We start from the raw sequence: 21,366 nt of genomic DNA, 5'->3' as shown, positions 1-21,366 counted from the left end.
TATCCTATAAGGGTAATTATACTTATTTCATAAAACCAGCCACAAGCATTCGCCAAAAATTATTTGATTTTCCTTCATACCCGATTTGGAAAATAGGTATTTTTATAATTGAAAACCATTTCGGTGTTTGTTTTTCTTTATAACATTGATATTGTAAAATAAGCTTGTCCAATTCTTGACTAACTTGAATTGTCTCCCTACTATTTAGCCCACTTGTTAATCCTAGTTGAATCATTTCTTCACGTTTCATATGAATATCACGTGAAAGCTTTTCTAATGTGTACTTCCTTTTTACAGTAAACATCCATATCCCCCTTATTATACTTCCATGCTCTTAACTTCACTTCTCCATTGACTTTTTTAACTACTTAATCATATGCAAATTTGAAGAATCAGAAATTTTAACATTTTCTCCCTGTAATTTACAAATCTTTACCCTCACTTTGAGAATTATTACAAATTATTCTATCTTTGTAAATACATTCGCAATAATAGACATTTTTTTCATCTTGTTTTTTTATAAATGCTACGTAAACCGGGGATTCTTAATTTTCCACCTACTTTTCTTCGACATTTTTTGTTTAATTTATATAAAAAAGCAAAACATAATGATGATTGATAAAGTGAAACTTTAATCAGTGTTTTTTGTTCAGCCCCCACTGATTATTAGCATTCACCAATCGGGTAGGCAGTGAATCTCCCACCTATCCAGCCCAATGTTGAGGTGGGAGTCTTACTCCCCACAAATAGCGGGATAACAATAGAAAGGAAATATTTATATGCGAAAATATACGATTGCATTATTCATCATTGTTTTGTTTTTACCGTCCTTCTTATTTCCTATTCAAGCAAATGCTCATACGAATAAAGTTGCTATTGTCATTGATGATTTCGGAAATAATATGAAGGGGACTAATCAAATGTTATCACTTCCCATTCCACTCACTGTTGCTGTTATGCCTTTTCTTCCTTCCACAAAAGAAGATGCAATAGCTGCCCATAAGAAAGGCCATGAAGTTATTATACATATGCCAATGGAACCTATAAAAGGTAAAAAAGAATGGCTTGGGCCGAAAGCAATTACAACTGATTTAAGCGATGAAGAAATAAACAACCGACTTGAACAAGCGATTCAAGAAGTACCGCATGCAATTGGAATGAACAATCATATGGGGTCAAAAATAACAGCGGATGAAAGAATTGTTCGCCTTATACTTGCTGCTTGTAAAAAACACGGTTTATTTTACTTAGATAGTAAAACGAATCCTAATAGTGTCGTCCCAAAAATCGGAAAAGAATTAGGAGTTCCTATTATTGAAAACCAACTATTTTTTGATGATGTGTATACAGCAGGACATATTTCAAAACAAGCCCAATTACTCATCAAAAAAATTCAAGAAAAACCTATTATGGTAGCTATCGGGCATGTGGGCCCTCCAGGTGAAATTACATCACGCGTTATTGAAACTTCTATCCCTAAAATTCGTGAGCATGCAGACTTTATTTTCTTATCTGATCTAGCATTATCCCCGCCTCCTGTTTCAAAATAAAGTTCATTACTCACATAAAGTGAAACTTTAATCAGCCCTCACCAATTGGGCTTTTATGGGCAATCCGTCCCCCCACTTAACTTCTTTACTTGCGCTGAATTTTGAGGCTCGGATTTTACTGCCCACAAATGGCGGGACAAAAAAGTACCTATCTATATATAACAGATAGGTACTTTTTTTAACTTAAATATAATCTACATGACTCACTCTGAACCCTTTTTTCTCTATTTTTCCGATTAATTGCTTTAATCTTGTTTCATCTAACTCATCTGATATATTTACAATAACGCGGCGGATATATTGATCACCGTTATCTAACGTAAATAGGCCACCGATATTATATGCTTTTAACAATGTCCCAAGCTCTTTAATCGTTCCCTTACAATCTTGTGTTGCAATTGTTAATATATAACCACCTGTTCGCATACCAAATGAATCTTCAATAACATCAAATATATTCGAATGCGTTAACATACCGACAAATTCATTATAATCATTTAGCACGGCTAAAAACGGAAGCCGACGAATTACATAAAAAGCTCTGAAGAATGAATCCTTTTCAAAAATAAATGCATTGGAATCATCAAGCATATCCCCTGCACTTACATGCTCTAATCCGCTATTGCATTTTTTTTCTAATAAATCTACTTTATAAATAATCCCCGTGAATTTCTTCTCATCTTCTGCTAATACCGGGATGGCTCGAAATCCCGTTTCGTTCATCATTTGCAGTGCCTCTTCACCAGAATCATTTATCTTGCAAAATGTTACTTGCTGCTTTGGCAGAAAATGATATTTAACTCGCAAAATATGTTCCTCCTTACATGTCAACATGTAATCTATATATAATAAGGAGACCTATATTTTATGAGTGAAATTATTTTTAAAACGCTTTCATTTGTTTATTAACTTGTATCCATATCACATCCATTTTTATATAACAGAGCTCCTTGCACCCTTAATCATTAATAACTTTACATGATAGTTCATTAAATATTCTATACCCTCTAGCCATTTTTTCGCTTCTTCTGGCGTTTTTCCCCACACAATCATGCCGTAATTATGAACAAGAACTACTCCTCCACCTTCAATGAAATTCGGAACATTGCTTTCTAATAAATCAGCGAATTTTTTTTCATCTTCTACAATTGGAATTGTCATTTCTGTTATACCTTCTTTTCCGAAAACACGCTCCACACTGCGTTTATCGAACGTTACTTCTCCTTCTTCCCCATATAACTCTGATATTAAATGACTATCTACAGTCTGCACTTGTAAAATACATCCTGCACTACTTTTTTTATAAATATCCGCATGCATAAATGACTCTGCAGCTGGTTTTTCTTCATTTTCAAATACTGACTCGCACATGCAATTTACGACAATAAAATCTTCTTCCGAAAATAGCCCTTTATCTCTTCCCTCAACATTTACTAAAAATGTTAACGGCTCTTTTGACGTACATAGCGATAAGCTAATTTTGGTACCATAAAACCAATCACGAAGTGCCAATTCAGATTTCACATCTTTTAATTCATTCCATTTCTTCAGAAAAAATAACATTTCGTCACCCCCGGCATAATATTCATATAAGGTTCGAATCCTTTCTATGTAAAAGGAATATTTTTTGATTATTCTAAAAATTTAATTGAATTATCACATGAGAACGCTTTTTTGTCAATATAGTTTCGTGGTTCTTCTTTAAAATAGGCTATTCATATGTCTATACTCCTATCTATTTCATTTTGCACATAAAAAATACGCTATTCTTTAATTAAAGAATAGCGTATTTTCCTCATTTTTTATTCCGCATTAACGGGCAGCCCGATTGGTGAGGGCTACTAATCAGTGGGGAATGAACAAAACCCCCACTGAATAAAGTTTCACTTTATTTCTTTATTGCATTATACAAAAACTGCGCGTATTGTTCACGTGTTACGAAATTATCTCCTAAAAAATTCCCTTCCCCGTCGCCTTTTGATATTTTATTATCCACTAAAGCTTTCACATATCCTTTCGCCCAATGGCCATTTGGTACATCTTTAAAATTCTCTGCACTATTTTCATTTTCTTTTAACTGAAATACTCTTTGTAGTACTACTGACATTTCATATCGAGTTAATACTCCATCCGGACGGAACATACCATTTCCATAGCCTGTCATAATTCCAGCTTGAACCACTGCATCAATAGCCGTTTCATACATATTTCCTTTCGTATCTGTAAATGCCGTTTTTTGTTCTAGATTATTTTCTAATTTTAAATACCTTTGTATTAGAAGTGCTACTTGTCCACGAGTAATGTTATCACCAAATCCAAATTCACCATTTCCATAGCCTATAAATAATTTTTCTTTTGCTAAGTAATTAATTGCTTCTTCTGACCAATGTCCCTTTGGTACATCTTTAAATTCTACCACTTCTGTTTTCTCATCTTCTTTAGATGTATTACCGTCTTTACTTTCTACTACATTTTGAATAACAGATCCTGTAAAGAAGATTCCTGTATCCGCGAATGGATCTTTCACACCAAATTCATATACTTTCTCACCTGGTGTACTCCATTTCACTACACCATTACTATACGTACCATTATCGCTCTTCAGACGGATTTTCGTAGAAATCTCACCATCTTTTTCATATATAGGTACTTTTACTTCTTTATTTACTTCTGTTTCCTCTAAAAATACTTTTTGATTTTGGACATTAATATAAGCCGTCTTACTTAGTTCTATAACTGGTCGGACATCACGGATTTCATTTGCAACAAAACTTAGAAATACTAATTTTTTTAAATTACTAACTGGTGATAAGTCTGAAATATAATTCGCTTCTAAATCAAGCTTTTGTAAGTTTACTAAACTTGATAATGGAGTAATATCCTTTAACTCATTGTTAGGTAAGTGTAATTGTTTTAACTGTGTCATCTTACTTAGAGGAGTAACATCTTTTATTTCATTTTTCCCGATCCACAATTCTTCTAATTGCTTCATTTGCTCAATGCCGGATAAATCTTTAACTTTATTACGTGTTAATACTAAGTCTGTTAAAGGTAATGAATATAACGCTTTAATATCTTCAATTTGATTACCTGCTAAAGTTAAGTATGTTACATTTTTCAAAGCGCTTAATGGAGCAACGTTCTTAATTTTATTATTTGCTAAATTCAAGTAATCTAGTTGTTCCATTTTCGCTAATGCTGTTACATCTTCTATTTGGTTGCCTGATAGATATAAACTTTTTACATTTTTCATTTCAGTTAGTGGTGCAACGTTTGTAATTTTATTATTACTTAAATCAAGAGATTCTAAATTATCCATCTTAACAAGTGGCGTTACATCTGCAAATTCATTACCACGCAAAGCTAAATGATTTAATTGCTTTAAGTTCGCAAAGAACGACGGGTCTTTTATCTTCGCATTCGCAACTGTTAAAGATTTTAAATTTGGCATATATTTTAATGCACTATAATCAAGTATCTCATTTGTATTTAAAAATAAATCCTTTACTTGTAATAACTCTTCTTTCGTAATTGGTGTATTTAAATCTTTTCTATTAAATACTTTTTTATTCACAAGTTCTCTTAATTTGTTATCTGTTATCATATTTTGATTATCAACTGGATTATCCGTTTCCCTATTGCCTGAATTAGAGTTATCATCTGGTTTCTCTGTTTCTTTGTTACCTACAGTTGGATCTTTAATTTCAAATTGAACTTGATATTTGTGATCATATCCAATAGCTGGAATAAGTATATGCATTTGCATATTGTGCTTCTTCTCAAACTCGCCAATTTCAAATTGGACTACTTTCGTTCCGTTCTTCCTCTTATCTTCTGACAAAACCTTCACATCATGAAATACACCAGGCTGGTTTCTATCTTCTATTCTAAGATATTGAAAATAATCGCTATCTTGCATTGTTACAGTGACAATTTTTTTGCCAGCTGCAATCGTTACTTTAGGATCTTTTATATATTGAGAAACCATAGATGGCTCGTCTTTTTGGTCCTTATATATTTTAATTTCAGTATCATACGTGCGATCACTCGCTGCTGCTACCGATTGATTTGCTTCAACTTTTAATGCCGCTAATGCTGGAGTAGAATACGTAGCAAATGGAATTGCTAATGTTGTCGCTACTACTAGCGCCTTCATATAATTTTTTTTCAAAATAATATCCCCTATCATATACAATTTTTATAATTGATAACCCTTATCAATTACCCACAAATAAATGATAATGAATATCATTATCATTGTCAATGAGAATATTACATTAAATTTATATTTTTAAAGATAAAAAATAAAAAGCCCTTTATTCAAAGGGCTTTTTTACCTATCGTATGAAGAATTTCACTTTTTTCCTTCTCATTGATGACACCAATTTTTTGCAAAATATTCGCGTACAATACAAGTTTATTATATATTCGTTCTGACATGTTCTCCCTTCTTTCCTTCGACCAACTTTTTTTGTATTGGTAAATTATATGAAAGAGATGAGAAAATGTGTCCACTTTTTGCATAAATGCAAATCTTTTATTTTACGATTTGCAGACAATAAAACTCCCTCCTAAAAATTAGGCGGGAGTTTAGGTACTTTCACTTTATTTAACAAACTGTCCACTGAATATTATGCTTCATAAGTTCTTCTTCAAAACTATATGGCATTTTTTTATCACAAATTACATGTTGAATACGTGAAAATGCTGCTATACGATAATTCCCTTTCACGCCTACCTTCGTATGATCACATAAAATATATGTCTTCTCAGCTAATTTCATCATCGCCTCTGACAATTTCGCTTTCTCTAATTCAAAGCTGGAAACTCCAAAACTAGGTAATAACCCATCAATCGAAACGAACGCTTTATGAAAATGGAATTGCTGTATTACTTGCTGAGAAATAGACCCTGATACACGCGAATGCTTTGGAGATACTTTTCCACCTATAAATAAAACTTCACCGTGAAACATCTTTTTATTAATAGAAGAAATTAATTGTGTTGCGACTGGAAATGAACTTGTTACAATCGTTAAGTTTTTACGATGAACAAGGTATGGAACCATTTGAAGCGGTGTACTTCCATCATCAATTGCAATGACATCACCATCTTCTACAAATGTCGCTGCTTTATAACCAATTCTTTTCTTCTCTTCTATATGTAGCATTTCTCTTTCTAACATTGGCGCCTCTACCCCAGCGCCTGGAAGTTGAACAGCTCCACCATACACTTTTTTCAGCTTCTTTTCACGATCTAATTCTTCTAAATATCGACGAATCGTTTCTGTTGATACAGCAAATTCTCTCGCTAATTCTGAAACCTTTACTTTTCCTTTAAATTCTACCTTTTCAAGAATGGTTCGCTTTCTTTCTTCTCCTACTACAGACATAGATTCACCTCATTTATATCTCCCTCATAAGCTTCCTTACTTATACAAAGTTATAATTTTCTTTGTAAGTAGAAACTTCTTCATGAATATGAATACCGCGCTTTGCTAGTTCATCAAAAATTAATTGTGGATTTTCAAAAGCTTCTTCAGGCGTAACAACACCCACCCTACTTACATTTCCAGTTGCAATTAACTCTGCAGCAATCCCAAATGGAATACCGACGTTTCTCGTATACGCCCTTAATTTTTCCCATCCTACAACAGAACCATCAGATAACGGATGTGTATGATATAACACATGTCTTTGCTTCTCATTATTTTTCATACCTATTACTTCTACATGAAGTGCATAACCATAAAGCTCTGTTTCTTGTCCTTCTTTCGATTGCAATAAATACTGCGAAATACAATCCATAATGCCTATTTCTTTCCCGTTTATTTCAATCTGATCATTACGCAATATGCCGTAATCATATAAAGCACGTACAAGTTGCATATTTTGCTTCGGCCAAGTTCCTCTCGTCTCTATCAGTTTGACACCTTTATTTTCTAGTGCCTTTGCTAACGTAATCGTTTCAGAATGCGGAATGATATACTGCGTTTCCTTACCATAAGGCGCTGGCAATTCTATTTCTCTCGGACGCGCAAACGGAAGTACTTGTTTAAATTCACCATCTTCATACACTGTACGCGATGGTAAATGTGGATCATATTCATATGTCGTTGTCTCTGTAATTGAAGCAGAAAAAGCAATCGGACGATACGAACCGTGACTTACGCGGACAGACTCTACAGTATCCAGTTGATTTGCTGCATGCATTGCCATCATTTGCGTTACACCTGGCGTCATACCAAACCCAGGCAAACATGTTTTTTCATTTTGAACAAATATAGCATGCGATTCATTTTCTTCACCAAATCCATTTAAGTTCACACCGTGACAGCCTGCTTCTGCAATACAGCGAGTCGACAATCCATTTAGCTTTATCGTCGTACCGTCCATTACAATGTCATAACCTTTCATTTTTGCAACCGTATCCTCGTGATTTGTTACATCTACTTTTACAAAATCAACACGAGGATCGTTGAGCCATTCTACTACTTTACGGCCCTCTTCCTCGTTAAAATCGGCTACAGTAATCGTCTCAAAAGATGAAAATTGAACTAAATCCAAAATAGCTTCACGACAAATTTTACCTGCTCCACCTAAGCAAAATACTTTCACCCAATAACAACTCCTTTAGCAATACTATCAACTAAGCGATTAATATCTTCTTCATGTACATCACCTATATTTCCAATCCGGAACGTATCTACTTTCGAAATTTTCCCAGGGTAAATAACAAATCCATAACGCTTTAATTCGTTATATAACTGTTGAAACTCAAACCCCTCTTTTGGATAAATGAAAGATGTAATAATAGGAGATTGATATTTCTTATCTACTAGTGGCTTAAATCCGATTTCTCCCATTCTATTCACTAGTAGTTTTTGATTGTTGTAATATCGATTGTAACGTGCTCTTACTCCACCTTCTTTTTCTAGCTCAAGTAGCGCTTGATAAAAAGCATGTACAACATGTGTAGGTGAAGTAAAACGCCATTTCCCATTTTGTTTTTCCATCGTTTCCCACTGATCATATAAATCAAGAGATAAAGAGCGTCCTTGCCCTTTACACTTCAATAATTCATCACGTTTTGCGATTACAAATCCGAATCCAGGAACCCCTTGAATACACTTATTTGCACTACTAATTAAAAAATCAATTTGTAAATCAGCAATGTCTATTTCAATCCCGCCGAAACTACTCATCGCATCAACAATTGTAACCTTTCCATACTGCTTTCCTAATTTACATACATCTAGAATTGGATTTATAATGCCTGTCGTTGTTTCACAATGAACAACTGCAATATGCGTAATCTCTTTATCTTCTTCCAATAACTTTTCTACTTCTACAATATTAGTAGGTTCCCACTCTTCTGTTTGACTGACCACTACATCAATCTGTAACATCTCTGCCATTTGTACAATGCGCTTACCGTACGCACCATTTGTACAAACGAGAAGCTTCCCATTTCCCGGAATAACAGAGCCAATTACTGCTTCAACTGAAAACGTACCGCTTCCTTGCATTAACACTGTTGTATATTTCTCTTCTTCCTTCGTCGCTAACGATACAAGTTTAGCTCTTACTTCTTGCACCATCGTATTATATTCAACATCCCACGTACACCAATCGTATAGCATAACTTCTTTTACTGATTTTGTTGTCGTTAATGGTCCTGGTGTTAATAATAAGTAGTGATTTTCATTCATGATCCCGTACCCCTTTTATGAAATAATAAGTTCTTGTTTCTCGATATGTTCCATTACGTTTTCAAGCTCCTGCATCGTTTCAATCGTAAAATGAGCCCCATTTTCAACAAACCGATTACGAACTATTTCTATTTTTTCACGAAGCTCTACCGAATCCATACTCTCCACTTCCTCTTCCGTTAAACCGAGCTCACTACTTCCAAGAATTACACCAACTGTCCACATTCCAGCATTTCTACCTTCTTTCATATCTGATACTGTGTCCCCTACTTTTATCATATGGTTCATCGGATACACACCAAGTTCCATTGCATTTTTATAGCACATCCATGGGTATGGGCGGCCTGCTGGAACATCATCTGGCGTAACAAGAAAATCAGGTTTATATCCTTGTAACGCTGCTTCCTTTGCTACAATTTCCATCATTTCTCTCGTATAGCCCGTTGTTGAACCGATTTTAATGCCTCTCTCACGTAAAGAAGCGATTACTTCTTTTACCTCATCAATCGGCGTAGCATAACTTGGTAAAATAGAAAAGAGAATTTCTTCAAACTCTTCATACATCTCATGAATGTCTGCTTCTGTTGGTAATTGACCGAAGACACGCTTCCACTCATCCGCAATACGAGGCATTTCTGTTAGTGCCCTTACATGATCTATTTTTAATAATCCCATTGGCTTACGTGCTTCTTCTGCTGTAATTTCAACGCCACGTTTTTGAAAAATCTTCATGAATACTTCTAGCGGTGCAAAACATCCGTAATCAACCGTCGTACCTGCCCAATCAAAAATAACTGCTTCAATTTTCATTCTGTCCATCACCCTTCTTACTTATCTTTTTTGCCATTGTGAAGTTCGGTTACGAAGTGCTTTCGTTCCCCATTCATATACAACTCTCACTACAATATTTGTAACAACAATAAGTACACTCATTGCAGCTGCTGGTGCTACATTTCCTGCATCATCCATATTTACGATTGATACGGCAGCTAGTTTAAAATCAGCTGCATATAGGAATACAACTGCCGATACAGTTACCATTGAATTTACGAAGTAGTACATTACCATTTCTAAAATTGCTGGTAAACACATTGGTACTGTTACTCGGAAGAATGTTTTATAAAACGGAATACCCATCGACTGCGAAACAAGCTCAAACTCTCGGTCTAATTTCTTTAAGGCAGTCGTTGCCGTGACAAATGTTACAGAATAAAAATGAATGATATTTACTAGTACTAATACAGCGATTGTTCCGTATAAAGAATGAAACGGATTCGTTACTGATAGTCCAAGAATTTGAATCGTTGGTTGACTAAAGAAAAAGACATATCCTAATCCGAGTACTAAACCTGGTATCGCTAACGGCACTATAGAGAAAAAGTAACCTGTTTTTCTGAAAAATTGTAGCTGGTCTATTTTCTCAATTGCATATGCGAATACAAATGTTAAAATCGCCCCAATAACTGCTGTAACTGCTGAAACAATTACGCTATTTTTAAATGCTTCAAGTCCATCTCCTGTTAAACTTGAAAAATTAAAATGCTCAAATGTAAAACTCATATTATATGGCCATACTTTCACACTTGCAGCAATACCAACTGCAACAAATAATAGAATGATCATAAGTGTAATCACACTACAATATATGAATGAGATTACATCTCTTTTCTTATTAGCTATTATTCTGTATGGTACTGCTTTTGAAGATAAGAAATTCGCCTGCTTTCTTTGCGTAATACGATCGACTACAAATGCGAATATAGCTGGGATTAATAAAATCATTCCGACAGTTGCACCCATCGGCATATTTTGCTGTCCAATTACTTGTTTGTATACGTCAGTAGCAAGCACATTATATTGACCACCAACAATTTTTGGTGCCCCAAAATCAGTAAAACTAAGTGTAAACACAACAAACATTGCACTAATTAATCCGTACTTTACACTAGGTAAAGTAACCGTGAAAAATTGCTTTGTTTTACTCGCCCCTAACATATTAGAAGCTTCATATAAACGATAATCAGATCCTTGGAAGGCAATTAGCAATATAAGAAAGGCTTGTGGAAATGTATACATAACTTCAGCTATTACAATTCCTACTGGTCCATATAAAGGGATTTGTATACCTTCAAATAAACCAAACATTCCTTTCGTTACTAGCCCTTGATTACCAAATAAATATGTAAGTGCTATACCGTGCATCATCGTTGGTGCGAACAATGGTAATAACGCTACATACTGAAATACACGCTTTCCAAAAACATTCGTACGGGCAATTGCATATGCGTAAACGAATGCGATTGCAACTGAAATAATTGTTGTTGCGCCAGAAATCCATACTGTATTTTGTAAAGACTGAACTAAAGTTGGTGTTGTGAAATATTTACTGAAATTCGCTAAACCAACGAAAACTCCATCTTTATTATAAAAAGCTTGTGTAAATAGTTGTAATAGCGGTAATACAAGTATGATAAGGAAAGAAAAAATCATAACGATAATTACGAGCCTTTGGATCCATTCCTCTTTCCCTATACTTCTCTTAATCTTTTTTTTCGTACTTTCTACCTTATAGTTTTCTAACATCTCCATCTATACAATGACCTTCTTTCCATATGACAACATATGATTTTCTGAGAAAGAGATTTGAATCGGCTTTCCTTTTCTAATAGCCGTTGCTTCTACTTCTGATGCTAATATATCCACTACAATTTTCTCATTATAAAGGTGTGTGTTTTCTTCTAAGACTCGCACTTCCGTCCGATATACAGATCCGCGAAATTCCATACTTTCCACAACTGTTTTAATACCGTCCTTTTGTACAATTGTTACATGTTCAGGACGAATTGCATGTTCTTCGTTATTTTTCGAAAAGAAATTAATAGAACCAATAAAATCTGCCACAAACGGATTGGCTGGTCTTTGATAAATCTCCTCTGGTGTTCCAATCTGCATAATTTCCGCATGATTCATTACAACAATTTTATCAGCCATCGTTAATGCCTCTTCTTGATCATGCGTTACCATAATCGTCGTTACTCCTATTTTCTCTTGCAAATCACGCATTTCCCTACGTAATTTTTCACGCACTTTTGCATCTAAAGCTGATAACGGCTCATCGAGTAACAAAATATCTGGAGACAGAGCGAGCGCACGTGCAAGTGCTACTCGCTGCTGTTGTCCACCAGACATTTGAGCAGGATATTTATCTTTTACATTCAGCAAATCTACAAGTTTTAACGCATCTAGCGCTTTCTCTTTCACTTCTGCTTTCCCATATTTTTTTGTCTTTAAGCCGTATTCAATATTTTCAAGTGCTGTTAAATTCGGAAATAAAGCATACGATTGGAAAACCATTCCGAAGTTTCTCTTTCCAGGAGGCAATGCTGTAATATCTTTTCCATTCACAGCTATACTGCCAGTCTTTGGTTCCTCTAGTCCCGCTAAAATGCGAAGCAACGTCGTTTTCCCACAGCCACTCGGGCCTAATAAACAAACAAACTCATTTTTGTTCACAGTAAAAGAAATATCTTTTAATGCTGTAAATGCATCAAACTGTTTTTGAATGTGTTGAATTGATAAATATTCGCTCATTTTTCTCTCTCCCACTCACTTACTTTTTCGGTTCTGCTTTTTGGCCAAACTCTTTTTCCCATTTTTCTAAAATTTTGTCACGATTTTCTGCTGCCCATTTAAAGTCATTCTTTTTATATAATTTTTCAGTAACATCTTTCGGGAATCCCTCTGGAAGTTTATAATCATTTTTAATTGTCGCAAATCCATTTTTCTCAAAGTATAACTTCATTACATCATCAGTAATTGCCCAATCTAAAAATGCTTGTGCTAATTTATCATTTTTCGCATTATCTTTCTTAATAAGTGCGTTCGCTTCTACTTCCCACCCTAATCCTTCTTTCGGCAGTACAACTTCAACTGGTGCACCTTTTTGTTTCTCTTTTAAAGCACTATAAACCATTGATACACCGACTGGATATTCACCTGCTCCTGCTAATTTCGCTGGTTTTGATCCTGAATGCGTATAACTTGCCATATTATCATGAAGTTTCTTCATGTAATCCCAGCCTTTATCTTCACCCATGATTTGTAGCCATGCAGAAACTGTTAAAAATCCTGTTCCAGATGATGCTGGATGTGGCATAACAAGTGTTCCTTTATACTCTGGTTTCGTTAAATCTTCATATGATTCTGGCATCGGTAAATTTTTCTTCTTTAACTCTTCTTTATTTACAGCAATCCCCGTCATAAATGCAGTATTTCCTACCCATTTTTCAGGTTGCTTATCATCTTTAAATTGTGGAAGAACACGATCTGCTCCTTTTGGAGAGTATCCTTTTAACATATCTTTTTTATCTAAAGCTAATAGACTTGATGCCGCAGTTCCCCATACAACATCTGCTTGTGTATTTTTCCCTTCAGCTAGCAATTTCGCAGTAATAACTCCTGTTGAATCACGTACAATGTTCAATTTCACATCAGGATATTTCTTTTTAAAGGAATCAAGATAAATTGGTACAAGCTCTTCTTCAATTGCTGTGTAAACAGTTAATGATCCAGATAATTTGTCATCTTTCACTTTCGCTCCAGCACTTTCTTCCTTCTTTGCACCACACCCCATTAATAACGAAAATACCATTCCAGTCGCTACAGCTTTAAAGATTGTTTTTTTCACTGTTTCTCTCTCCTTTTACAAATCTTATGTACAACTCAAATATAAACAACTAGTGTAAAAGCAGTATTAAACCAACATTAATCTTTTGTTTGTTGTTTGTTTTTGTGTAATACGTTGCTACTTCTATGTTTTTTCGCATTTTTCTGCTAATAGAAAACACTAAATTTACAAATAATTAAAAAAACCTTTATAATCCCACAAAAAAATGAGGCGTTTGTAAAAAACGCCTCATTTTTGTTTCCCTTTTTTTGAATTACGATTCGCATACTTTGCGCTATTTTCTCCTTCATACTCTAATGCAAATTCTGCATCTGGTAAGCTTTCTTTCGGAGTTTTATTATTATTGATTGCCGCATTTTGTTTCACTTTTCTTTTTACCAATACATTCACCTGCTCTCAAGAAATCACTTTCTACTCTAGTTTGAAACAACTTAAAATAATTATTACTGGCAAGTGTTAACAAGTACATAAGAGGCGTTAGATGGAAATACTACGTATGAAGAAATCATTATAAAAAGGAGCGATAATTTTGAAGAAAAAAGAAAAGATTCAATCACCAATTTTAGACGAAACGCTCCCGCATCAAATGAATTTTCCATCTTTTAAAGGAACAGGAAAAACGATGCAACAACCTTTTGTGAATCAATATGATGTTGTAATTGGAGACAGTAAATATAATTCCGAGAACAGTCCACTTAACAATTGGAGTGATAAAATAGATCCTGCCATTATGGCTGGCGATGAGTGGATCCATCCTACAAATGATATTGGGTGGATTTCAGAAGAAAATCAAGAGTTGCTAAAAAACGAAGCGGATAATAAAAATGAAGCTTTTATGCATCCACAATTTGGAATTAACGACTAAAAAACCATTCTACCTAACGTAGGTAGAATGGTTTCATACTATCCAATAATAATCCGCTCTTTCGGGTATTTATAGCGAGGTGGTTGTTCCCTTCCACCACTAGCTAAAATAAATGTTAAAATACCAACGCGTCCGATAAACATAAGCACAATAAGTACAAGTTTCCCAACAGTTGTTAAATCAGGCGTAACACCTGTTGATAGTCCCGTCGTTCCGAAAGCAGAACAAACTTCAACAATTAAGCTCATAAGCGGTACATTTTCCGTAATAGATAAAATGAATAGCGCAGTAGCACATAACAAAATCCCCATCGTCATAACGACAGATGCTTTCAGTACATCCTCTTCATGTAGCTGACGTTTGAAGACTCTAACTGTTCTACCACCCCTTGCAAAGGTATATAGTGACAATATACTAACAGCAAATGTTGTTGTACGTATTCCGCCCCCAACCGAACTTGGAGATGCCCCTATAAACATTAATATACTCATAAATAAAAGCGTCGGTTGTGACAATTCACGTATATCCATCGTAGCAAGTCCACCACTTCTCGTCGTCACAGATTGGAATAATGTATAAAATACAGTTTCATGCCATGACTTTCCTACTAAAAAATGATTTCTCTCCAGTAAAAAAATCATAATTGTACCAACAACAACGAGTGCAAAAAATGTTGTTGTCGTCAGTTTTGTAAATAATGAAAAACGGAATAATTGTTGTCTCCTTTTACTAAGGAATTGTTTCACTTCCATTAGCACAGGGAAACCAATCGCTCCTAAAATAATTAGTAACATATGAATCATTTGAACAATATAATCTTTTTTATAAGGAATTAATGATTGTCCTGTTAAATCAAATCCGCCGTTCGTAGTCGCACTAACAGCTGCAAAGAAACCGTGAAAATAAGCTTCTTTCCAAGTCGGAAAGTAAAGTAAAAATCTTGTACCTAATAGGATTGCTCCAATAAGTTCTATTGAAATAATTACAATCAAAATAGAACGCATCAATTCTACAAGACCCGATAAATTCCCTTGATTATGGTCTGCCATAATTAATCTTCTTCTTTGCAAACCAATCTTTTTCCCCGTAATGATCCAAACAAATGTACCAAGCGCCATAATTCCTAAGCCGCCTAATTGTAGAATAAGGGCTAAAACAATAATTCCTGCTGTAGTAAACGTATCTGAAATCGTAATAACAGACAGTCCCGTAACGCTTACCGCACTAACCGATGTAAAAAGCGCATCTATAAATGTCCATTTCACACCAGGCTTCGTAACAAACGGTAAACTAAGCAATATCACCGATACAACTACTGCTAACAAATAAAACAAAACGATGAGTTGTACAGGACGTAATTTTTGTAAAAACTTTTTTATATCTCTCATTCCATCACTTCGCTACCTTTTTTCTATCGATTAAATAAAGAAAAATCTTTACTTTCTTTATTTGTAAATAACTGCTCAAATAATTTGGCAAAGACCATTCCATATACAGTTCCATTACCTCCATACGGCAATGCGTAAAACAAATTATGTATCTTTTCGTCTTCGTTTAAAATGGGGAGACCATCATGAGTACCACCAAATGCGGCTGCCCAATAGTAGTCTGCCTGTATATTTTTATACTGCGGGAACATCTCTTTTACAATATTAATAAGGATATCACGCTTATGCAATAATTTCGTATCACCAATTGTTTGAATTTGCAGCGCTTCATCTAATCCGCCTACTATAATGCGGCTTCGATACGTTCGAAAATATAAGTAGGGCCGTGCCGTTTCCCAAATTAACGATCGCTCATGCCAGCCTTCAAACTGATCTATTTCATTTGTTACAATTGCATAAGAGGTGTCTACTGTTGTATTTTTTCTTTCTTTCTTTCCAAAAAGCGCTTCATAACCTGTCGCCATAATAATATTCTTTGCTACAATTTGATTTCCTGTTTTCGTGTAACAAATTAAATCATTTTTGCGTTTTTTTATATGTATTTCCTCTGTATGTTCATATATATTAGCTCCCATTTGATTTGCTTTATGCAAAAGACTGTGCGCTAATAAATACGGATTCACCTCGGCATCACCGTGTGTATATAATGCCGCTTGTTTTATGAAAGGATAACGTTTCTTAATATCAGCTTCTGTAAAATATTCAACTGGAAATCCATAATTCTGTAACGTATTATATTCCTCTTGTAAAAATGAGACATCCTCACTTTTACTTGCATAATATAAACTATTTCGCGGAATAAAATGGGGATTAATATCAAGAGTCGGTATAACCTCTTCCATTGTTCTTAGCGCTTCATAACAAAGCTTATATGCTCGTACCCCTTTTTCTTTACCCAATGTATGGATAAGAGAGGTTAACGATTTATCATGAAGAAATTGTAGTAAACCTGTATTAGCAGCTGTGCTACCACATGCAATTACTCTTTTTTCAATAAGTGTAACACTCATGCCAATTTTCGCTAACGAATGCGCTATATGAGCACCGGCTTCGCCACTTCCGACTACGAGCACATCACATATCATATCATTTTCTAACAGTGGATAACAAGGTACAGAAACTCCTGTATTCCAAAACAACTTACCCATCATAAGTTTCATAATTATACTCCTAAAATATAAATTTCTCCTTTCTATGTTTTGTTATTTTTCACAAAAAAATCCAACTAACATAGGCTAGTTGGATTTTTTATTTTTAATTAGAACGCTCTTCAAGCCAATTTCCAATCGTCGGATATGTTTGTTTTACAGCTGTTCCACCGTAAACAATAGACATATGCCCTGTCGGTAAACATACATATTGTTTATCTGTGCTAGAAATATGGTCTAGTAATGCTTCTACTTGACATGGCAAAGCGATATGATCACGTTTCCCGGAAATATTTAAGACATTCGCCTTAATATTTGCAAGATCTACCTTTTGTCCGCGAATAACGAGTTCACCCTTAACCAATTTATTATTTTGATAAAAATCACGAATCCACTGTCTGTATGATTCACCTGGGAACGGAATACCATCACCAACCCACTTTTGAACCAATCTCCAGCTTTCGACGAAGCGTTCATTCTCTGAACGATCTACTAGAGCAACATATGGACCAACAAAGTTCGTAATTGGCTTTAACATTTTGTTTCCGAAATCAATCATTTCTGGCGGAATATTTCCAAATGTATCAACCGCTTTATCTAAATTGAAGTATTTCTCATCTAATAAAGGACCATACAATCCTGTTTCAGAGAAATCAAAAGGACTTGTCATGAAAATTAAATTACGAATTGGCATGTGCGGATGAAGCGCTGCATAAATAGAAGTTAGCGTTCCACCCATGCAATAACCAAGTAAAGAAATCTCGTCCGATTTTGCAGTTCGCATTACTTTTTTTACTGCTTTTGCAATATAATCAAACACGAAATCATCAAATTTCAAATGACTATCTTCTAAACCAAATGTGCCCCAATCAAGCATATATACATCAAAACCACGATCCACTAGATATTCCACTAAACTATTTCCAGGAGTTAAATCCATAATATATGGTTTATTAATAAGAGCATATATTAACAGAATTGGAACTCTTTGTGTTTTTTCTTGTTTTGGAATGTAGCGATAAAGCTTCGTCTTATTCTTCGTCCAAATAACCTCTTTCGGCGTTAATCCGACTTGCGGCTCTGGTTCACGTAATAAAATTTCACTCGCCCTTTTCACTCGGCGGTATGCTTTTCGGTACTCTTCTGGGTATAGCTCTAATTGCTTTTCCCATTCTGTTGCGAATGTAGTCATTTTTCTATCTCCTTTTTGGTCGATTTCCTTCTTAAAAAAAAAGAAGTGCATTCCTGCTATGGATATGCACTTTTTTCTTACTTCATTACATATATAATCCGCCGTTAATGTTTAATTGTTGACCTGTGATATACGCACCGTCACGGCATAGGTATACTACACCTTTTGCAATTTCATCAGCTTGACCAAAACGTTTTTTCGGGATTTTTGCAACGATTTTTTGACGTACTTCTTCTGGTACTTCTGCTACCATTTCAGTATCAATAAATCCTGGGCAAATAGCATTTACAGTGACATTTGTTTTTGCAAGTTCTAACGCTAATGATTTTGTAAATCCTAACATACCCGCTTTTGCTGCTGAGTAGTTTGTTTGGCCAAATCCACCTGCTTGACCAATAATAGAAGAAATGCTAATAATTCTTCCTTCTTCTGCTTCCGTTATGTATGGAAGAACCGCACTTGTCGTATTAAATACGCTGCTTAAATTCACGTCAATTACGCGCTCCCAATCTTCACGATTTAACTTTTTGAATGTACGGTCTCTTGTAATACCAGCATTATTAACAAGAATATCAACTTTACCAAAATGATTCACAGTTTCTTCTACAAGTCGGTTTGCATCTTCTACTTTAGAAACATCCGCTTGCACTGCATAAACGTCATGTCCGTCTTTTCCTAATTCATTTACTAAATTTTCAGCTGCTTCTTTACTGCTATTATAGTTAATAACTACTTTCGCTCCCTCTTGTGCTAATGCTACTGTAATTGCTTTTCCAATTCCTTTTGCTCCACCTGTTACGATTGCTACTTTTCCATTTAATTGAACCATTTCTTTTCCCCCTTAAATGAATTTGTGAACGATTGTTATGAATCATTTTGGTACTCATACTATAGAGTCCATATATAATTATGTTTCGCTGTTTATACGTGAAAAGAGATTCTCCCTCTCTCTTTTATCTGTTATAAACAAGCGCTTTTATCATTTTTTATTTTCTGGTTTATTCGCAGGCTTTACCTCTTCTTTTACAGGTACTTGTAGTTTAGCTAGTACTGCATTTTGCTTTTCTAGCAATTCTAAAATTTGATCTACTTTTGTTTCAAGCGTACGAATATCTTGTTTTACTTTCGTTACATCACGCTTTAATGTAGGAGCTTGCCCTAAAGAATCTACTTTCTCCTCTAGAAACTCCTCAATGTTATCTACTTTATTTTCTAAGTTAATAACAAGCGTAGCCACTCTTGCGATATCCTCTTTCGTCGGCACATTTACTTGTTCTAAATAGTTTTTTGTCGTATCATTTAATGCTTTTTGATAAAACAAATTCAAATCTAGAACGCTGCCCATCCAAGCAGAATATTCTTCTGTTTTAATTGTTTCATTGAGCGCTTTTCCCCAAAATGTTTCGGTTTGTTCATAAGCATTTTTCCATGCTTGTAGTGGATCGAATTTTTGATCAATCACTTTACCTACACTCCCTTTTTCGTTTTTGAAACAATTCAACCTATTCACTATTTTCTAATATTCTGAATAAAACTTCAAGTCTATATTTTATTTTTTTCTATTTTCTAACAAATGTGTTGACTTTAAAAACAGATAGGTGTAAATTGCACTTATAAGCAAAAAATTCCATCTAACTGATTCATGAGGTGATGCACAATCATGCTACAAAATGAACCAGAACAACGCGAAAGTTTGGAGAGCAACCAAGCGAAACAACCAAACTCCATGCCAAAAAACTTCTTAGTTCCCTTCTTACTTCTCTGTCTAAAAGACTGGAGTCTTCATGGTTACAAACTTATTCAAATGCTAATGGATATCGGCTTTTCTTCTGTTGACCAAGGTAATGTTTATAGAACACTACGCAAATTAGAAAAAGAAAACCTTATTTCTTCTACTTGGGATACAAGCGATGGAGGGCCGGCAAAAAGAATTTATTCTTTAACTGAATATGGAGAGCAATATTTAACAACATGTGCGACTTCTTTTGAACATTATCAAAATATGTTGCGAACGTTTTTCACGTTATACACCAATGCATTCTTTCCATTTTCTACTTCTCCAGAAAAGGATGAAAAGGATTCTTCATCTTCACCTGGTGGTACAGCAGAGTAATCTGCGTTCACAATATGCAAAAAAACATTTGGGGGTCAAACAATGGAAACTAAACCATACGAATTAGTCGATGCATTTTGGAAAAACTGGTCTCAATCACTTTCCCTTTTCTCTTCAGCTGGGAAGCAATTAGAGCAACTTACTTTAGAAACATTAAAACAACAACAAGACGCTTTGCATAAATTAACATCAGGAGTAGATGAACTAGAAAAAGAACTACAACAACTCACTGCTCAGTTCAATAACCAATATACAGATTACGTGAAACAATTAACTGGAAACTCCTTAAATGATCAAATTAACGAGTGGCAGGACAAATGGAAGGAACTTTCTGCTCATATGCATCAGCTTACTGTTTCTCCTACAAAAACATCATTGTCAATTCTTACCCAAACAAGCGGCCAATTTGAAGAAACAACAAAACAATTTATTGAGCAACAACAATTACAACGTGAAGAGGCTCAGAAACAGTTAGAGGGTTTTTTGGAAGAGTTCAAGTCAAAACAGTTGGAACTCGCAAAAAAGTTCGAGGAAAACTCAAAAAATCTATTTACTTCCATCAAGTAAGAAAAATGTGGGAGCTAACCGCAGCACAAACAAAACTCTTTCTTCCTCCTACTACATCAAGATGGCTAACATTTTTCGATATGGA

The 21,366-nt window shown here is 34.8% G+C and carries 21 protein-coding genes; 4 read left to right on the top strand and 17 right to left on the bottom strand.

Annotation, left to right across the window (positions count from 1 at the left end; translation table 11 throughout):
* Positions 1 to 22: 22 nt before the first annotated feature.
* On the bottom strand, positions 23 to 304 hold the full coding sequence (locus GD442_RS06520) for an aspartyl-phosphate phosphatase Spo0E family protein (protein ID WP_000495536.1): 282 nt from the start codon (positions 302 to 304) through the stop codon (positions 23 to 25).
* Between the two features lie 475 nt (positions 305 to 779).
* Here GD442_RS06520 and GD442_RS06515 point away from each other — a divergent pair, with 475 nt between their 5' ends.
* A complete protein-coding gene (locus GD442_RS06515; RefSeq protein ID WP_001234106.1) occupies positions 780 to 1,550 on the top strand; it encodes a divergent polysaccharide deacetylase family protein in 771 nt (256 codons plus the stop codon).
* Positions 1,551 to 1,733: 183 nt separating this feature from the next.
* Here the strand turns inward: GD442_RS06515 and cbpA are convergent, their stop codons facing one another.
* The 11 genes from cbpA to GD442_RS27660 all read right to left on the bottom strand — a co-directional run bounded on the left by cbpA (position 1,734) and on the right by GD442_RS27660 (position 14,329).
* Positions 1,734 to 2,357 (bottom strand): cyclic di-AMP binding protein CbpA, encoded by a 624-nt coding sequence (gene cbpA, locus GD442_RS06510; RefSeq protein WP_001264208.1) that lies wholly within the window; start codon positions 2,355 to 2,357, stop codon positions 1,734 to 1,736.
* 126 nt (positions 2,358 to 2,483) lie between these two features.
* Entirely contained in the window at positions 2,484 to 3,113 is a 630-nt protein-coding gene (locus GD442_RS06505; protein ID WP_000896006.1) for a class II aldolase/adducin family protein, read from the bottom strand.
* A gap of 325 nt (positions 3,114 to 3,438) precedes the next feature.
* Positions 3,439 to 5,739, bottom strand: a complete 2,301-nt coding sequence (locus GD442_RS06500) for an NEAT domain-containing leucine-rich repeat protein (protein WP_002040823.1) — start codon at positions 5,737 to 5,739, stop codon at positions 3,439 to 3,441.
* 420 nt (positions 5,740 to 6,159) lie between these two features.
* A complete protein-coding gene (locus GD442_RS06495) occupies positions 6,160 to 6,942 on the bottom strand; it encodes a DeoR/GlpR family DNA-binding transcription regulator (RefSeq protein WP_000117666.1) in 783 nt (260 codons plus the stop codon).
* A 40-nt stretch (positions 6,943 to 6,982) separates the two neighbouring features.
* Positions 6,983 to 8,167: a saccharopine dehydrogenase family protein gene (locus GD442_RS06490; protein WP_000862163.1), complete on the bottom strand. Its 1,185-nt coding sequence runs from the start codon at positions 8,165 to 8,167 to the stop codon at positions 6,983 to 6,985.
* A complete protein-coding gene (gene phnW, locus GD442_RS06485) occupies positions 8,164 to 9,261 on the bottom strand; it encodes a 2-aminoethylphosphonate--pyruvate transaminase (RefSeq protein ID WP_001004782.1) in 1,098 nt (365 codons plus the stop codon). The genes GD442_RS06490 and phnW overlap by 4 nt, the downstream gene beginning before the upstream one ends.
* 15 nt (positions 9,262 to 9,276) lie before the next feature.
* On the bottom strand, positions 9,277 to 10,071 hold the full coding sequence (gene phnX / locus GD442_RS06480; protein ID WP_000687399.1) for a phosphonoacetaldehyde hydrolase: 795 nt from the start codon (positions 10,069 to 10,071) through the stop codon (positions 9,277 to 9,279).
* A 21-nt stretch (positions 10,072 to 10,092) separates the two neighbouring features.
* The gene (locus tag GD442_RS06475) at positions 10,093 to 11,850 is read right to left on the bottom strand and encodes a putative 2-aminoethylphosphonate ABC transporter permease subunit (RefSeq protein WP_000425532.1); all 1,758 of its coding nucleotides are present in this window, start codon (positions 11,848 to 11,850) and stop codon (positions 10,093 to 10,095) included.
* Complete coding sequence (locus tag GD442_RS06470) at positions 11,851 to 12,852, bottom strand: putative 2-aminoethylphosphonate ABC transporter ATP-binding protein (RefSeq protein ID WP_159365065.1); 1,002 nt, start codon at positions 12,850 to 12,852, stop codon at positions 11,851 to 11,853.
* 19 nt (positions 12,853 to 12,871) lie between these two features.
* Positions 12,872 to 13,948 carry a putative 2-aminoethylphosphonate ABC transporter substrate-binding protein gene (locus GD442_RS06465; RefSeq protein ID WP_000750893.1) on the bottom strand — a complete coding sequence of 359 codons (1,077 nt, stop codon included), beginning with the start codon at positions 13,946 to 13,948 and terminating at the stop codon, positions 12,872 to 12,874.
* Between the two features lie 228 nt (positions 13,949 to 14,176).
* A complete protein-coding gene (locus GD442_RS27660; protein WP_000240799.1) occupies positions 14,177 to 14,329 on the bottom strand; it encodes a hypothetical protein in 153 nt (50 codons plus the stop codon).
* A gap of 148 nt (positions 14,330 to 14,477) precedes the next feature.
* Between GD442_RS27660 and GD442_RS06460 the strand changes: the two genes are divergently transcribed.
* The gene (locus GD442_RS06460) at positions 14,478 to 14,813 is read left to right on the top strand and encodes a DUF3905 domain-containing protein (RefSeq protein WP_000726025.1); all 336 of its coding nucleotides are present in this window, start codon (positions 14,478 to 14,480) and stop codon (positions 14,811 to 14,813) included.
* A gap of 38 nt (positions 14,814 to 14,851) precedes the next feature.
* Here the strand turns inward: GD442_RS06460 and GD442_RS06455 are convergent, their stop codons facing one another.
* The 5 genes from GD442_RS06455 to phaR all read right to left on the bottom strand — a co-directional run bounded on the left by GD442_RS06455 (position 14,852) and on the right by phaR (position 20,063).
* Complete coding sequence (locus GD442_RS06455; protein WP_001204705.1) at positions 14,852 to 16,201, bottom strand: TrkH family potassium uptake protein; 1,350 nt, start codon at positions 16,199 to 16,201, stop codon at positions 14,852 to 14,854.
* Between the two features lie 23 nt (positions 16,202 to 16,224).
* Complete coding sequence (locus GD442_RS06450) at positions 16,225 to 17,421, bottom strand: NAD(P)/FAD-dependent oxidoreductase (RefSeq protein ID WP_000772523.1); 1,197 nt, start codon at positions 17,419 to 17,421, stop codon at positions 16,225 to 16,227.
* A gap of 94 nt (positions 17,422 to 17,515) precedes the next feature.
* On the bottom strand, positions 17,516 to 18,601 hold the full coding sequence (phaC, locus tag GD442_RS06445; protein ID WP_000206336.1) for a class III poly(R)-hydroxyalkanoic acid synthase subunit PhaC: 1,086 nt from the start codon (positions 18,599 to 18,601) through the stop codon (positions 17,516 to 17,518).
* An 85-nt stretch (positions 18,602 to 18,686) separates the two neighbouring features.
* On the bottom strand, positions 18,687 to 19,430 hold the full coding sequence (locus GD442_RS06440; protein ID WP_000250409.1) for an acetoacetyl-CoA reductase: 744 nt from the start codon (positions 19,428 to 19,430) through the stop codon (positions 18,687 to 18,689).
* A gap of 150 nt (positions 19,431 to 19,580) precedes the next feature.
* Entirely contained in the window at positions 19,581 to 20,063 is a 483-nt protein-coding gene (phaR, locus tag GD442_RS06435; protein WP_000566942.1) for a polyhydroxyalkanoic acid synthase subunit PhaR, read from the bottom strand.
* A gap of 198 nt (positions 20,064 to 20,261) precedes the next feature.
* On the opposite strand from phaR, the gene phaQ reads away from it, so the two are divergent.
* Both phaQ and phaP read left to right on the top strand, forming a co-directional pair.
* On the top strand, positions 20,262 to 20,714 hold the full coding sequence (gene phaQ / locus GD442_RS06430; protein ID WP_000939955.1) for a poly-beta-hydroxybutyrate-responsive repressor: 453 nt from the start codon (positions 20,262 to 20,264) through the stop codon (positions 20,712 to 20,714).
* A 42-nt stretch (positions 20,715 to 20,756) separates the two neighbouring features.
* Positions 20,757 to 21,281, top strand: coding sequence for a polyhydroxyalkanoic acid inclusion protein PhaP (gene phaP, locus GD442_RS06425; protein WP_000448594.1), 525 nt, complete (start codon positions 20,757 to 20,759; stop codon positions 21,279 to 21,281).
* Positions 21,282 to 21,366 lie beyond the last annotated feature (85 nt).

The organism is Bacillus sp. A260 (assembly GCF_009861435.1).
GTDB lineage: Bacteria > Bacillota > Bacilli > Bacillales > Bacillaceae_G > Bacillus_A > Bacillus_A cereus.
Note: the sequence above shows the minus strand (reverse complement) of the source record. Positions and strands in the feature narration are given on the sequence as shown.